Origin of the sequence: Shewanella colwelliana ATCC 39565 (assembly GCF_000518705.1) — a bacterium.
GTDB lineage: Bacteria > Pseudomonadota > Gammaproteobacteria > Enterobacterales > Shewanellaceae > Shewanella > Shewanella colwelliana.
Map to the genome: position 1 here is coordinate 1 of NZ_JAEC01000013.1, position 15308 is coordinate 15308.

Consider the following 15308-nt stretch of genomic DNA (forward strand, 5'->3'; position numbering starts at 1 on the left):
AGCAATTCAAAACAATGAAAGTCAACGCTACCGTCAGCGAAATAAAAACCAATACAGCCAAATGTTACAAGCCAAAAATGCCAACACCTTCATTCGAAGGCCAGCTTATTTTTGTCCAAAAACGATTTAGCTTTTAACGGTTCTGTGAATACCAATAGCGGCTAAATCGAAGAGGTAGAAAAGTCGGTGTAGGTGCGGCTGTGACCTTCCGCGACAGGGATTGTACCTGCACCGTGTCACAGAAGTACCTGCACAAAAGGCCAGCTGCAAGCAATCGATAAACCATGCAGCTAGGGTTTAAAACTCCCTATTTAAATACCTAAGTTGTGTAAATGTAAGGTCGCACTAACCGTGCCATACACTGCAACTGTTGCAAGCAATTCAAATTAATGAAGGTTAACGCTAGCGTGTGTTAGGTAAACACCTATAAGGTTGAATGCGGCATTACATCAACATTTTGTGGGCCGACAAAAAAAGCGCCGATGGATTAACATCGACGCCTTAGATTGACTAAGTATGATTAAGCTTTCGCTGGAATCCGCTCCAATACGGCGAGTAGTAACTTCCAGTATTGATCGACGGTCTCGATAAGCACTTTCTCATCAGGGCTGTGTGGGAAGCGAATGGTGGGGCCAATCGATACCATGTCCATATCCGGATATGGCTTCTTAAACAGACCACATTCAAGCCCCGCGTGGATCACCATAATCGTTGGCTCTTTTTGATAAATCGCCTCGTAGGTATCTTTTACAATTGCCATAACAGGCGAGCTGCTGTCAGGTTTCCAACCTGGGTAGGCACCACTAAATTCAATTTCTGCGCCAGCAAGACTGCTGAGTGCAGTTAAGTTGCCTTCAACCTCTTCACGTCCAGAATCTATCAATGAACGTATTAGGCAAAGAATATCAACTGATTCGGCCTCAGTGCTGATAACGCCAACGTTTAATGAGGTTTCTGTTACGCCTTCAATCTCATCGCTCATGCGGATGACACCATTAGGACAGGCATGTAATAACTCGATTAAAGTTTGCTGTGCATCTTCACTCATTACCTGCTTAGCGGCTGGCGACTCTTGTAGCGTCAACAGCATATCTGGGTCTGCAATGGCCAACTCTTGGCGAACTAAGTGGGTATACTCAGCCATAAGCGCTTCTAGGCGTGCAACATTTTCAGCAGGTAGCATAAAGCTAACGCTGGCCTCGCGAGGAATAGCGTTACGCAATGAACCACCAGTGAAATTGGTCAATTCAAGCGCGAGTTCATCGGCGTAATTAAACAAAAAGCGGGCGAGTAGTTTGTTGGCATTACCACGGCCTAAATGGATATTTACACCCGAATGACCCCCTTTAAGGCCAGAGAGAGACAAGGTGTAAGTTGAATTGCTAGGTTCAGGCGCTTGCCATACCATAGGTACGGTGATTTGTGCATCGACACCGCCGGCACAGCCCATGTAGATCTCGCCTTCCTGCTCTGAATCGGTATTGATAAGGATCTCAGCATCGAGATAACCCGCTTCAAGGCCAAATGCGCCTGTCATGCCTGCTTCTTCATCAATGGTCAGCAAGACTTCAAGTGGGCCATGAGGGATATTATCACTGCCCAACACAGCAAGGGCTGACGCCATACCTATACCGTTATCTGAACCTAAGGTTGTACCTTTGGCTTTGACCCAGTCGCCATCGACATAAGCTTCAATTGGGTCTTTTTCAAAATCATGTACTTTGTCTGCATTCTTCTGCGGCACCATATCGATATGGGCTTGTAGTACAACGACTTTACGGTCTTCCATACCAGGTGTGGCAGGCTTTTTGATGATCAAATTGCCCACTTTATCTTCTACGATGCTGAGCTGTTTATCTTTAGCCCAGTTTTGTATGTATTGACTGAGTGCTTGCTCATGCTTAGATGGGTGTGGGATGGCGCAGATCTGTTCGAACCATTGCCATAATGCTTGAGGTTGCAGTTGACTTAATGTGCTCACGGACTAACTCCTCTAGATAAAAGGTCGTTGCTGTCAAAATTGGCAATAGTCTACCACAGAGTCAAAGCTGTTGACCCGCTTAGGTCGTAATGCTGTCGACCCAGTGTCATACAAAGTTGCCAATGCTTGATCGCACTATCGTCAATTCCCTTGGCTTTGTCGGCTTAATATGGGAATAATGCCCCTTAATAATCGACATAGATCGAAATTGAATTCACAAGCATAAGGATGATGGGGCATGGCTCAGGTTAATTTTATTGATGTAAAAGACAATGATGCAATATTTGAAGGCAATGGTTATGACGCTGTTGTTGTAGTGACTTCGGACATTGATGCCCTTGGCATCGATGAGATCCGTTTACTGGCCAATCATGGCAAAAATATCGATGCGAGAATCGGGCGCTCGCCCACCTTGTTGTTTGCCCCAGGACTTGCTGGAGGTCGATTAATTGTCTCACCGGTGAATGACACTGACAACGATTGCCAAGATGTACGTTTGTATGGTGACGCTGCGAGACAGGCACTTCAGGTTGCGTTGGAAGCGGGGGCTAAACGGCCACTATTAATTGTTAATCAACATCAAAGTGACAAGTATCGTCAAGCCTTATCTGTGTCAGCGTTGGCGTGTGGTCAGCAGCTTTGGCAAGCATTAGAACGCCGCGAAGCCTTGGGTGATGAGACGGCATTTGAGGTTATTGGGCTGTTAGCGACGTCAGCCAACGCAGCGGTGCTTAATGCCATGGAAGCGGGGCGTATTCTTGCTCGGGATCTTTGTGGTACCGAGCCTGAACGCATGTCAGCGACGGCATTTGCTCAATATTGTGTAGAGGCTTATCAAGACTCTTGCCTCAAGGTGAGTGTGGTGGAAGACCGCGACGTACTTGAGCGTGACTATCCACTACTCAGTGCTGTGGGTCGAAGTTCATTTGGGGTACCCCGCCATCAACCTAGAGTCGTGAAAGTTGAGTATTGTGCTGAGGGCGAGATAAGTCATAGCTATTTCTTTGCAGGCAAAGGGGTTGTATATGACACGGGTGGCGCAGATATCAAGATTGCAGGCGGCATGGCGGGTATGAGCCGAGACAAAGGCGGTGCCGCGGCCGTTGCTGGGTTAATGAAAACATTATCAATGCTCAAACCTAAAGGGGTTAGGGTTGTGGCTGAGCTTGGATTAGTGCGCAACAGCATAGGTAGCGAAGCCTTTGTTACTGACGAGATCATTACTAGCCATGCAGGGGTTAGAGTACGTATCGGTAATACTGACGCAGAGGGGCGACTCGTGCTCGCCGATCTATTATCGCACTTGCGGATAAAGGCTGAGAAGGCCGTTTCGCCGCAGCTCTTTTCGGTCGCGACCTTAACCGGCCATGTGGTTCGCTGCTATGGCAGCTATACGGCGGTTGTTGAAAATTCCGTTGCAAGAGAGAATCAGGTTGGGCTGCGATTGCAAACTATTGGTGATGAATGGGGGGGAGCCAATAGAGGTTTCACGTTTACGCCGTGATGATTACAGTAAAATTGTTGATCCCTCTGGTGCGGCCGATATTTTGTCATCAAATAATGCGCCATCATCTGTAACCGCTCGCGGTCATCAATATCCTGCTGCTTTCTTATTGAAGGCATCGGGGTTAGAGGCGCATGGTTTAACGGCAGCAACGCCAATGGCATACACCCACGTTGATATTGCTGGCAGTGCAACAGAAGGGGACCCACTTTATGGTAAACCGACGGCAGCGCCGTTGGTGGGATTGTTCGCCCATATCACAGCTTAATAGTGAACGCGGCTTTTTATAGCGTGTGGCTGACGTTACGTGGAAGCTAAACGTCAGCATTTTCTTTGCCCTTCAACGGTAACTTACCCTACTGCGGTTTAAGTACTTGAGCGACCTATGTGGTCTTTGCACAGCTTTAGGCGTTGTGAATTCCCATAGGTTGCATTTTTACGCAATACAATATCATTTAGCCTCGCTCATTGAGCCATTTCTTAAGTAATATCCATAGATCACATTCATAGATAGATATGCGTGGTCGATCATTTGCTGCTGGGATCCGCCGTAAAAATTTGAAGGAGACATACCTTAGTTTGCCTCTTTTTGTGGGTAGGTCACAAAACAGTGTTGATGTGTGGGGTGCAGCAAGGTTGTTAACCCTACTTTTTGTAGTAAAATTACATTTAAAGCCTTAAAACAAAAAAATATCAAAAAAAAGGTTGTAATAAAACTACATTTATTTATAATGGCTCTCGTTGGTTAGACACGGTGTCTACCACCTCTAGTCTATCCAGGATGGATAATTCTCCAAGGAATCGAGCGACAAGTTGACTCTGCGGCAGAAAGCGCTTTGGATTTAAGCCTTTCACACCAAGTTTCACTAGAGTAATTTTAATACAACTTTGTTAGGAGTTTTGACTATGTCTTACACAGGAATTCAACACGTTTATTGGCAGAAAAGTTGGTTTTGCACGAACGCTCTGCGTGGCGGGTTATTTGCTATGACTTTTAAGGGCTAACTACCCCTATTATCATCTGAACCTAGTTCACTTGATAAAAGTAGTTGCATCATCCATCAACCTTACCCCTTTTGGGGATTTTAGACTCAAGTCGTATATTGCTCACGTTAAGTCGTTGAATGATATGCCAGTGTAACCCGCTAGCGCGGTAGCTCTTTCCTTTCGGAACACTTGAAACATGTCTCGCCTGCTCATTGAGCAGGCTTTTTTTTGCCTAAAATTCACTGTTCTCTACGATTTTGAGCCATCACTCTAGCGTGTCTCGCATTCAACTCTCAGTTAAGTATATAATCTGCGCGCGATGTGACAGGATTAACCTACTGTTTACATCTATCCCTACCTCATAACTAATAACTAATTCAAGGAACCCAGTTCCATGTTAGAAAAACTATTCAAACTGACAGAACATCAAACTACGTTAAAACAAGAAGTTGTTGCGGGCCTAACCACTTTCTTAACGATGGCGTATATCATTTTTGTTAACCCTATGATGCTGGCTGATGCAGGCATGGATCATGGCGCGGTCTTTGTCGCGACCTGTTTGGCCGCGGCCTTAGGCTGCTTAATCATGGGGTTGGTCGCCAACTATCCTATAGCCTTGGCACCAGGCATGGGGCTTAATGCTTTTTTCACCTATACCGTGGTCGGGGAAATGGGCTATAGCTGGGAAACCGCGCTTGGTGCAGTATTCCTCTCTGGTATCTGTTTCTTGGTTTTGTCGCTGGTCAAAATTAGAGAGTGGATTGTTAACAGCATCCCTATGTCTTTGCGTCTTGGTATTGCCGCTGGTATCGGGTTGTTCTTGGCATTGATTGGCCTCAAAAGTGCCGGCATTGTGGTTGCCAGTCCGGCGACGCTTGTGACCATGGGCGATGTGACGGCGTTTCCTGCCGTGATGTCGGTACTGGGCTTTTTCATGATTATTGCTATGGTTCACCGTGGCATGAAGTCTGCGGTCATTGTTAGCATTCTGTCTATCACAGCGTTAGGGTTATTATTTGGTGATGTACAGTATGCGGGGCTTGTTTCCGCACCGCCTTCTATTGCACCGACGTTTATGAAGATGGATCTGTCTAGTGTGTTAGAGATCAGCATGTTATCTGTGGTCTTTGCCTTTCTGTTTGTTGACCTATTTGATACCTCAGGCACATTAGTGGCCGTTGCACAGCGTGGTGGTTTTCTTGACGATAAGGGACGGCTTCCAAGGTTGGGTCGAGCCTTAACCGCTGACAGCACTGCAACAATTGCAGGGGCGATGCTAGGTACCTCTACGACGACCAGTTATATCGAAAGCACCGCGGGTGTGAGTGCGGGTGGCCGCACTGGACTTACCGCTGTCGTTGTCGGTATTTTGTTTTTACTGTCGCTGTTTATTTCCCCCTTGGCAGGTATGGTGCCAGCTTATGCAACGGCGGGAACATTGTTTTATGTGGCAATATTGATGATGTCAGGCTTAGTACATGTTGACTGGGAGGATTTGACCGAAGCTGCACCTGTGGTGGTGGTCTGTATTTTGATGCCGTTAACATTTTCTATTGCGACGGGAATTGCCATGGGCTTCATCGCCTATGCGGCGATTAAACTCTTAAGTGGGCGATACCGGGATTTAAGTGCTGGCGTACTGATTTTGGCAGCACTATTTTTGGCCAAGTTTATTTATGGTTAACTAGCTAAACAGGCTTCATTGGGTCTCACCCTTCTATGTTTGGGTGAGGCACTTGTCCCTTTTGTTAGTCTACGATGTGTTTGCATCTGTGCTGCCTAAGGCCCTATCTGGTTTTTACTTTTATTTCTCATGTTCGTTTTTAATACTTGATATTTACACTAGGTAAAAGGACGAAAACAGTTAAATAAATCAATGGATTTTGACAAAATCAGGTGTATTAAAAATAGGTGTATGCTATATTTTTTTACAGGTTGATAACTTAATCTCTACTTTTGTTGGACATTGGAAACCTTGCCATGAAATCATATTTCAGCGCCTTGTCTTTACTCCTTATCAGTTCATCCTTCCTGCTTTTTAGCCCACCCGTTAAATCCGTGTCATCCGATATACCTCAGGCAGAGTTTAGACCTGTAAAGGTAACTCAGTTTGTATATGGGCAGGGTACGCGCGAGCGGATTTTACCTGGAGAAGTGAGGGCGTCCGATCGAGCGGTTCTATCATTTCGTGTCGCGGGTGAGATTGCCAACATTTTGGTCAGCCCGGGTGACGAAGTGCGTATGGGAGATCCCTTGGCCACATTAGACCCAGCAATTTACGAGCAGCAAAGAGCCGTTGCTAAAGCTCAATTTGAGTTGGCGAAAGTTTTGTTTGAACGAGCGAGCAACTTAGTTGAACAGGGCGTGGTCTCGCGCGGAGATTTTGACCAGTCAAAAAGTGAATTCACCGTGGCACAAGCTGCGTTAGACAAAGCAAATTCAGACCTCACTTATACGCGATTATTAGCGCCTTATGATGGTGTCATCTCTAAGCGTTATATGCGTGTGTTTCAGTATGCACAGATGCAGGAGCCAGTATTGGGCATCCAAACTGAATCTGCAGTGGATGTGAGTTTTCAACTGCCCGAGCAATTTATTGGTGCACTGCAACGGCTCAACCGATTTGATAATGACCATGCGGCGATACAGGTAAAGTTTGACAGCCGTGATGAATGGTTTGTTGCCGGCCTGAAAGAGCTCAATACTGTCGCAGATCCTGACACTGGCAGCTATACCTTGGTGGTGACCTTACCCATCCCAGAACAACTCAATGTTTTGCCGGGCATGGCGGCGAGTGTCAAAGCTGTATTGCCTTCAGATGTTAATGATGGCGGGTTGAAAGTCTCTGAGGGTGCCATCCTTGAGTCTGATGGGCAAAGTTATGTATTTCGATGGTTAGAAGGGCTTAATCGTGTAGAGAAAGTCCCTGTTGTTGTTGAGTCAAATAGAATTATTAAGGGCCTAAACGATGGTGATTGGCTTGTTGTCGCGGGGGCATCGGAGTTGGTCGATGGGCAAAACGCGGTGCGCTGGATAAAAGAGAGGGGGCTTTAATATGAAAACACTTATGGCCTCATGTCTCGTTGGCGGACTAGCTCTGATTGGTTGCAGTGAGCCAATGGTGATTGAATCGTCCGCGGCTCGAGTTGAAACTTTCACTCTACCACATACTAATAATCAAGTGATTCGCGAATTTAATGCGGTGGCCCGGGCGCAGGATCTCACTCCGCTCTCGTTTCGCGTAGATGGCAGAATCAGTAGCATCCCAGTCGTTAAAGGGCAGCGGGTGAAAAAAGGGACCTTGCTGGCGGCATTGGATAAGCAAGATTATCAAATTGTGCTTAACGATCGCAGGGCGAGGATGGAGGTTGCCAGTAAGCAAGCTCAGCGGACCAAGCAGTTAGTTGATAAAGAGCTGATTGCACAATCAGAATATGACCAGATAAATGCCCAGTACTTAGTGTCGAGTGCCGAAGCCAAACAGGCGCAATTGTATTTAGATTACACAGAACTGCGTGCGCCATTTGACGGCGTTGTCAGCGATGTGCTTGTAGAGTCTTTCGAGAATATTCAACCTGGGTCAGAAATTGTGACCATGCACAAAATTGAGCGCATTGATGTCGAGGTGCAGATCCCAGATATTTTACTCGCAGTTTCAAGGCGTCATGACGCGAGGGCCCAGAAACAGGAGTATGACGTAACATTTGAAGCCTTTCCTGATGTGGTTTTCAAAGGCACCATCTTAGAAATGAACACGGAAAAGGATCCCTCATCCTATACGTTTATCGCGACCCTCGCGGTGCCATTAGATGAAAAATATAAAGTGCTTGAGGGCATGCCCGCCAAAGTCAAAGCTAACTTAAGTCATTTGACTTACACCTACAGTCGGCAACATTTGGTGCCAATTAACGCGGTGCTGATGCGAGATGGCAGTGAAATCAATGCGCAACAGGGGGGCGTATGGCTTTATCAGGCAGACAGCAACAGCGTTACGTATCAGCAGGTTAAGCTTGGTGTCATTGTTGGTGACATGATTGAGGTCGTCGAAGGATTGGCCGATGGGCAGGTCATCATTACTGGTGGCGGTAAGCGCTTAGTTGATGGACAGAAAGTTGAGCTGATTAAGGGATAGTTACAATGAATGTAGCAGGGTACTTTGTAAAAAATGCCGTGATCAGTTGGATGTTTTCACTGATCTTACTTATAGGTGGGCTAATGGCCTTTACCGGTCTCGGTCAGTTAGAAGATCCTCCTTTCACTATTAAAGATGCGGTGGTGGTGACGCTCTATCCCGGTGCAACGTCAACGGAGGTTGAGGAAGAGGTCACTTATCCCATAGAAAAGGCCATTCAGGCATTACCTTATGTGGATAAGATCCGTTCCTTGAGCACGTCGGGATTATCACAAATAACCGTTACCATGAAGAACAATTATGGCCCAGATGAATTGCCACAAATTTGGGATGAGTTGCGCCGCAAGGTCAATGATATGTCCGCTCAGTTGCCCCCGGGGATAAACCCGCCGATGGTCAATGATGATTTTGGCGATGTCTATGGCATTATGTATATGGTCAGTGGACCAGATTACAGTTATCGAGACCTGCTCGATTATGTTGATTTTGTTAAGCGCGAATTAGAATTGGTGCCTGGTGTGGGTAAGGTGTCATTGGCTGGTGCGCAGCAGGAACAGATTTTTCTAGAGATTTCGCTCAACAAGTTATCTAACTCAAATATTGACCCTGACACCATCAGTAACCTTTTAAATTCGCAGAACATGGTGTCTGATGCGGGCAATATTCGCGTCGCGGGTGATAACTTAAGGATCCGCACCAGTGGTGGCTTCAAAACGGTCACAGAGCTCGGCGATCTGATCATTCCAGGGGCGGCGGGTTCGAAACTGATTTACCTTAGAGACGTCGCCACTATTCAACGCGGCTTTCAAGACATCCCTAGTAATGTCCTGAGTTTTAACCAAGATAGCGCCATCAATATTGGTGTCTCATTTTCATCCGGTGTCAATGTCGTGTCAGTAGGCGGCGCAGTGGCCGAAAAGTTAGCCGAGATAGATGATGCTCGCCCTGCGGGGATGAAGATAGCAACCATGTACAATCAACCTGAAGAGGTTGATAAATCAGTCAGTAGCTTTGTATGGAACCTGATTGCAGCCGTTGTAATCGTCATTGGTGTGTTACTGGTCTTTATGGGGCTAAAGAGCGGGATATTGATTGGTTTAATCCTGTTCTTAACCTGTCTTGGCACCTTTATATTGATGTTGCAGGCTGATATTGAACTGCAAAGGATCTCCTTGGGCGCGCTGATCATTGCACTGGGGATGTTGGTCGATAATGCCATTGTGGTGGTTGAGGGGATTTTAATTGGTCGACAACGGGGCGAAACAACCTTACAAGCGGCGCAGGGCATAGTCAAACAAACCATGTGGCCACTCTTTGGCGCCACGGTTATCGCAGTTACTGCATTTGCACCCATTGGCTTGTCGCCTGATGCTACCGGCGAGTTTGCGGGATCCCTGTTCTGGGTATTACTATTTTCTCTGCTGCTTTCTTGGATCACGGCTATTACAATCACGCCTTTCTTTGCGCAGCTGTTCTTTGGTGCTGAAGGGGAGGCCGTTGTTAAAGGCGATGAGAAAGACCCCTATGGCGGTGCATTTTTTACCGCCTATAAAGCGCTATTAGATATCTGTATGCGTTTTCGTTGGGTCAGCGTCTTGCTTGTGTGCAGCGCTTTTGTCGCGGCTTTGGCAGGGTTTGCGTATGTGAAACAGTCCTTTTTCCCGCCATCTACGACGCCCATTTTTCTGGTTGATGTTTGGTTGCCTGAAGGGACTGACATCCGTGAAACACAGCGGGTCACTCAAGAGATGGAAATAATGGCTGCACAAATTGACAACGTCGAGTTTGCGGCTTCTACTGTGGGTAAAGGGTTCCCACGTTTTCTACTCACTTATGCACCAGAGAAGAACTATTCATCCTATTCACAACTGGCATTACGTACGACAAGCTTCGATGCCTTGTTGCCCGCGATGACCACTTATCGTGAGCAGGTTGAAGCTAAGTTTCCACAAGTACAGTTTAAGTTTAAGCGTTTGGAAATTGGTCCTTCGACCGATGCAAAAATTGAAGCCAGAATTAGTGGTGCTGACCCCGATGTCCTGAGGGAGTTAGCATCCGAAGTCATGACGGTATTTAATAGCACACTGGGAACGGTCAACGTACGCCATGATTGGCGTGAGCGTGTTAAATTTATCTCACCACGCTTCAATGAGTCTCAAGCTCGCCGCTTAGGCATAGTGAAAAGCAACGTTGATGAAAACCTTAAGTTTGCGTTTGCCGGGGTGAATGTCGGTGTCTATAGAGAGGGGACGACATTATTGCCTATTGTGTCTCGTTTACCTGAAGAGGAGCGAGTTGATATTGGATCCTTGGAGAGTTTAAGGATTTGGAGTCCAGTGTTGGGCGTTTATGTTCCCATGCAGCAGGTTGTCGATGGCTTTGATGTAAAGTTTGAAGATCCGATTATTCAACGCAGAGACCGTAAACGTACCATCACAGTATTTGCCGATGCCGATTTTGCCTATGACATATTGCCGACGGAGCTGCTTTCTAAGATGCAGTCGAGTGTCGAGGCGATAGAACTCCCCTCTGGTTATGAGCTTAATTGGGGCGGTGAGTATGAATCATCTAATGATGCTCAAGAATCCTTGTTTGCGACCTTGCCTATGGGCTTTCTATTTATGTTCTTGATCACCGTTTTTCTTTTCAATTCGGTACGTAAGCCGATGGTTATTTGGTGTTGTGTGCCGTTGGCCATTATTGGTATTACCTCGGGCTTATTGGTGCTCGATAAACCCTTTAGTTTTATGGCCCTGTTAGGAATGTTAAGTCTTTCGGGAATGTTATTGAAAAATGGGATTGTGCTATTAGATCAAATTAATACCGAGATTGAGTCTGGGACCGAGGTGTTTGAGGCGGTGTTTTCATCCACAGTGAGCCGTGTAAGGCCTGTTTGTATGGCGGCCGTCACGACCATTTTAGGGGTGTTACCGCTCATTACAGATGCATTTTTCGAGTCCCTTGCGGCTGTTGTAATGTTTGGTCTTGGGGTGGCAACGGTGCTGACGCTAGTGATTGTGCCCGTGTTCTATATCATTTTCTTTAAGGTGAAATATCGAAGCTATAAGACCTTTACCAAATAGAGTGTGATCACGCTAAACCCATTAGACATCGGTTCGGCAGGTCGTTTAGATCTGTTCTAGCCTAGCAAGATGCTAATCTTTTAGTTCAATCGCTATCAATTTTTATGTGGATTGGGTATAACGCTAAGTTCGGCTTTATTTACTTTATTTAAAATGAACTTAAGTGAGATTGGTTATCGCCGCGTGGTGGTAAAGTTGGGGACAAGCGTCTTAACTTCTGGCTCTCGTCAGCTGGATAAGGCGCATATGGTTGAGCTTGCTCGTCAAATGGCAAGTTTAATGAAATCAGGTGTTGAAGTTGTATTGTGTACATCAGGGGCCATTGCCGCTGGTCGCGAACATTTAGGTTACCCCAGTCTCCCCGATACCGTGGCCAACAAGCAGTTGCTTGCCGCGGTGGGGCAAAGTCAGCTTATTCTTGCTTGGTCACAGCTGTTCAGTATTTATGGACTGCATGTCGGTCAGCTATTGCTAACGCGCGCCGATCTGCATGACAGAGAGCGCTACCTCAATGCAAGAGACTCCCTTAACGCCCTGCTCGCTAATGGCATTGTTCCCATTATCAATGAAAACGATGCCGTGGCGACCAATGAGATTAAAGTTGGCGACAATGACAACTTATCTGCGAGAGCTGCGCTACTTTGTGATGCCGACCTATTGATTTTGCTGACGGATCAGAAAGGGCTGTTCGATGCTGATCCGCGCGCTAATCCCGATGCTAAGTTAATCAAGCAAGTGGTCAATATTGATGATAGCCTGCGCAGCCTTGCTGGTGGCGCCGTGTCAGGTCTAGGCACTGGTGGCATGGCGACAAAACTCCAAGCCGCTGATATAGCGCGCCGCGCTGGTATTGAGGTGGTTATTGCATCAGGTCATCACCCTAAAGTGATTCAAAATGCCGTGTGTAAAGAAGCTGTTGGTACTCACTTTACCGCACTGGAAAACCCGCTTGAAAGCCGTAAACAGTGGATCTTGGCGGGGCCGGCGACCAGAGGTAAATTGGTACTCGATGCCGGGGCGCTCAACGCTGTGACGCAAAAAGGGCGTAGCTTGTTGTCAAAAGGCGTTCTTGAGGTAAGTGGTCAATTTGAGCGCGGGGCCACATTGCAGTTAGTTGATGCAACGGGGCGCGAATATGCACGAGGGATGAGCCGCTATAGTGCTAAAGATTTGCTTAAAATTGCTGGCAAACACTCAGACGAAATAGAGTCCTTGCTGGGCTATGACTATGGTGATGCCATCGTTCACCGTAATGATATGGTCGTGCTATAGCCAATTAGGATTAAGAGCTAGGGTTAAATGCCATAGCCAAGAGATATAGGTAACTCAAAGTGATAGAGAATAATCAGCAGTATTTAATCCAACTGGGACAACAAGCTAAGCAAGCAAGCTACTCCCTTGCCAGTTTAACTGGGGCTGAAAAGCAGGCGCTACTGAGTCAAATCGCCAGCAGTCTTGAGGCGAATCGCGCTACCATCATTGAAGCAAATATGCGCGATGTTGCCATGGCAAAAGATAACGGCCTTAATGAGGCGATGATCGATCGTTTGCTGCTTAACGACGAACGTTTGAGTGGCGTGATTGCAGATATTGATAATGTGATTAATCTTGCCGATCCCGTTGGAACAGAGCTTGAAAGCCAGTTGCTTGATAACGGGTTACGTCTTTCCCGTCGTCGAGTGCCACTTGGGGTGATTGGGGTGATCTATGAAGCCCGCCCGAACGTTACCGTCGATATTGCGGTATTAGCGCTCAAAACAGGTAATGCGGTCATTCTTCGTGGCGGTAAGGAAACCTTGCAATCAAACCTTGCATTAAGTGCTGCCATTAGAGATGCGTTAACTCAGCAAGGCTTGCCGGCTGATGCGGTGCAACTGATCCAAAGCGCTGATCGTGCTCTCGTATCGGGTTTGTTAAAGCTTGATCGATATGTGGATATGATTGTCCCGCGCGGTGGTCAGCATTTACAGCGGCTCTGTGCCGAGCAGGCTACTATACCGGTGATTTTAGGCGGTATTGGAATTTGTCACCTCTATGCGGATAAGGATGCGGATATTGCTAAGTCAATTGATGTGATTGCCAATGCTAAGGTTCAGCGCCCAACAGTCTGTAACGCACTCGATACTGTCTTAGTGCACGAGTCTATTGCTGAGGCGTTATTACCTCAGCTTTATACTCACCTCTGCGCATTAGGCGTCACTTTCTATGGTTGCCAAGGTGCACAAGTTATCGCCGATAAACTGGGCGTAGCCATCTCAAAGGCGACCGAAGAAACCTATGGCAATGAGTGGTTAGCACTCACTTTGGGTATAAAAGTGGTTAGTGATATCGATACTGCTATCGAGCATATCAGAACCTATTCGAGTGGCCACTCGGAAGGGATCTTAACTGACAATATTCACGCATCGGCTCACTTTCTTAATCAAGTTGACGCAGCGGCCGTATACGTTAATGCCAGCACGCGTTTCACCGATGGCGGACAATTTGGCCTTGGTGCCGAAGTTGCTGTCAGTACTCAAAAGTTGCATGCGCGTGGCCCAATGGGTCTGGAAGCATTGACCACTTATAAATGGATTGGGGTGGGTGACTACACCGCCAGAAGTTAACCCTACGCTAGACTATTTGCTTTTAAACAGACTAACCCTCGTGGATGACAGGTTCCCCGAGGTTTTTTTTATTCACTTATTTTTGCGGTGTTATTTCACAAAATTTAGTGAATATCACTAAAAGCTGGAGGTGTCAGGTTTAGCTGGCTGTATTGAAAATTATCTTAATCCTTTATAATCATTGGCTTGCAATATTGGTATGTCGTTTGCTTTGTCCTAGTTAATAAACAAGGAATCAATAAGGGCTATAACAATGAGCATGACAAGACTAATGAAAACGGTTGCTGGATTAGGTTTACTTTTGAGTGCGGTTTCACTTTCAGCAGTTGCTGATAGCTCGGTGACACTCAATGATACGCTAGATTATAACGGACAAGCGATCGTGCTCGATATGGAGGTCGGTACAGCACAGCTGATTGCGACAGATGAGTCTGAAGTTCGTATTGAGGTTGTTGTTAAGCCGTCAGATTCCAATTGGTTTGGCTTTTGGAGTAACAGTGATATCTCTAGCGTGGCGCTGGCCATCAACGAAAACCAAGATAAGATAGTGATTAAGCTTAGCGAACAAGACGATCTCTCTCAGGAGTGGAGAGTATACCTACCTCGTGATGCTGCCATCGCTGTTGAAGCTGGAGTTGGTGAAGTGGTTGTTGATGGATTTGTAAATAATATCGATGTCGACCTTGGTGTTGGACGCGCTGAAGTGGCGCATCAAGGCCACTATGGTGATGTGTCATTAGAGTCTGGTGTTGGTGAAGTGTCTATTAGTAAAAATGGCCAGCATCAAGCGATTAAGCGTAGTTTAGTCAGCGCTAGCTACCATAGTAAAGATGGAGCAAGTAAGCAGCACCTATATGTTAATGTTGGTGTTGGTGAGATTGATATCAATAATTAATATCAGTAAAGACATAAAAACCGACAAATTTGTCGGTTTTTTTATGCTGATTTTTAGCCAAAGCCTCAGTGCTTATGCGTACAAATTTATGCTCCCAAACTTAAACCCAATTGTTATGTT

At 46.4% G+C, this 15308-nt stretch carries 8 protein-coding genes and 1 pseudogene; 8 read left to right on the forward strand and 1 reads right to left on the reverse strand.

Translation table 11 applies throughout. The annotated features are described in order from the left end of the window. Positions 1 to 520 precede the first annotated feature (520 nt). Positions 521 to 1981 (reverse strand): aminoacyl-histidine dipeptidase, encoded by a 1461-nt coding sequence (locus tag L876_RS0107425; protein ID WP_028763223.1) that lies wholly within the window; start codon positions 1979 to 1981, stop codon positions 521 to 523. Between the two features lie 238 nt (positions 1982 to 2219). Between L876_RS0107425 and L876_RS21330 the strand changes: the two are divergent. From L876_RS21330 to L876_RS0107465, 8 genes and pseudogenes are all read left to right on the forward strand, one after another. Beyond that, a pseudogene (locus L876_RS21330) lies at positions 2220 to 3753 on the forward strand (M17 family metallopeptidase). A 1113-nt stretch (positions 3754 to 4866) separates the two neighbouring features. Then, positions 4867 to 6156, forward strand: a complete 1290-nt coding sequence (locus L876_RS0107435; RefSeq protein WP_028763224.1) for an NCS2 family permease — start codon at positions 4867 to 4869, stop codon at positions 6154 to 6156. A gap of 296 nt (positions 6157 to 6452) precedes the next feature. Next, positions 6453 to 7526, forward strand: coding sequence for an efflux RND transporter periplasmic adaptor subunit (locus L876_RS0107440; RefSeq protein ID WP_028763225.1), 1074 nt, complete (start codon positions 6453 to 6455; stop codon positions 7524 to 7526). Between the two features lies 1 nt (position 7527). Next, complete coding sequence (locus L876_RS0107445) at positions 7528 to 8604, forward strand: efflux RND transporter periplasmic adaptor subunit (RefSeq protein WP_028763226.1); 1077 nt, start codon at positions 7528 to 7530, stop codon at positions 8602 to 8604. 5 nt (positions 8605 to 8609) lie between these two features. Further along, entirely contained in the window at positions 8610 to 11687 is a 3078-nt protein-coding gene (locus L876_RS0107450) for an efflux RND transporter permease subunit (protein ID WP_028763227.1), read from the forward strand. Positions 11688 to 11840: 153 nt separating this feature from the next. Continuing rightward, a complete protein-coding gene (gene proB, locus L876_RS0107455; RefSeq protein WP_028763228.1) occupies positions 11841 to 12959 on the forward strand; it encodes a glutamate 5-kinase in 1119 nt (372 codons plus the stop codon). Between the two features lie 59 nt (positions 12960 to 13018). Then, positions 13019 to 14293 carry a glutamate-5-semialdehyde dehydrogenase gene (locus L876_RS0107460; protein WP_028763229.1) on the forward strand — a complete coding sequence of 425 codons (1275 nt, stop codon included), beginning with the start codon at positions 13019 to 13021 and terminating at the stop codon, positions 14291 to 14293. 253 nt (positions 14294 to 14546) lie between these two features. Next, on the forward strand, positions 14547 to 15188 hold the full coding sequence (locus L876_RS0107465; RefSeq protein ID WP_156029389.1) for a hypothetical protein: 642 nt from the start codon (positions 14547 to 14549) through the stop codon (positions 15186 to 15188). The last annotated feature ends 120 nt before the right edge of the window (positions 15189 to 15308 follow it).

Bases quoted from the DNA above. Each gene is read 5' to 3' on its own strand.
- proB (WP_028763228.1), top strand. From the start codon at position 11,841: ATGAACTTAAGTGAGATTGGTTATCGCCGCGTGGTGGTAAAGTTGGGG.
- L876_RS0107445 (WP_028763226.1), top strand. From the start codon at position 7,528: ATGAAAACACTTATGGCCTCATGTCTCGTTGGCGGACTAGCTCTGATT.
- L876_RS0107435 (WP_028763224.1), top strand. From the start codon at position 4,867: ATGTTAGAAAAACTATTCAAACTGACAGAACATCAAACTACGTTAAAA.
- L876_RS0107440 (WP_028763225.1), top strand. From the start codon at position 6,453: ATGAAATCATATTTCAGCGCCTTGTCTTTACTCCTTATCAGTTCATCC.
- L876_RS0107450 (WP_028763227.1), top strand. From the start codon at position 8,610: ATGAATGTAGCAGGGTACTTTGTAAAAAATGCCGTGATCAGTTGGATG.
- L876_RS0107465 (WP_156029389.1), top strand. From the start codon at position 14,547: ATGAGCATGACAAGACTAATGAAAACGGTTGCTGGATTAGGTTTACTT.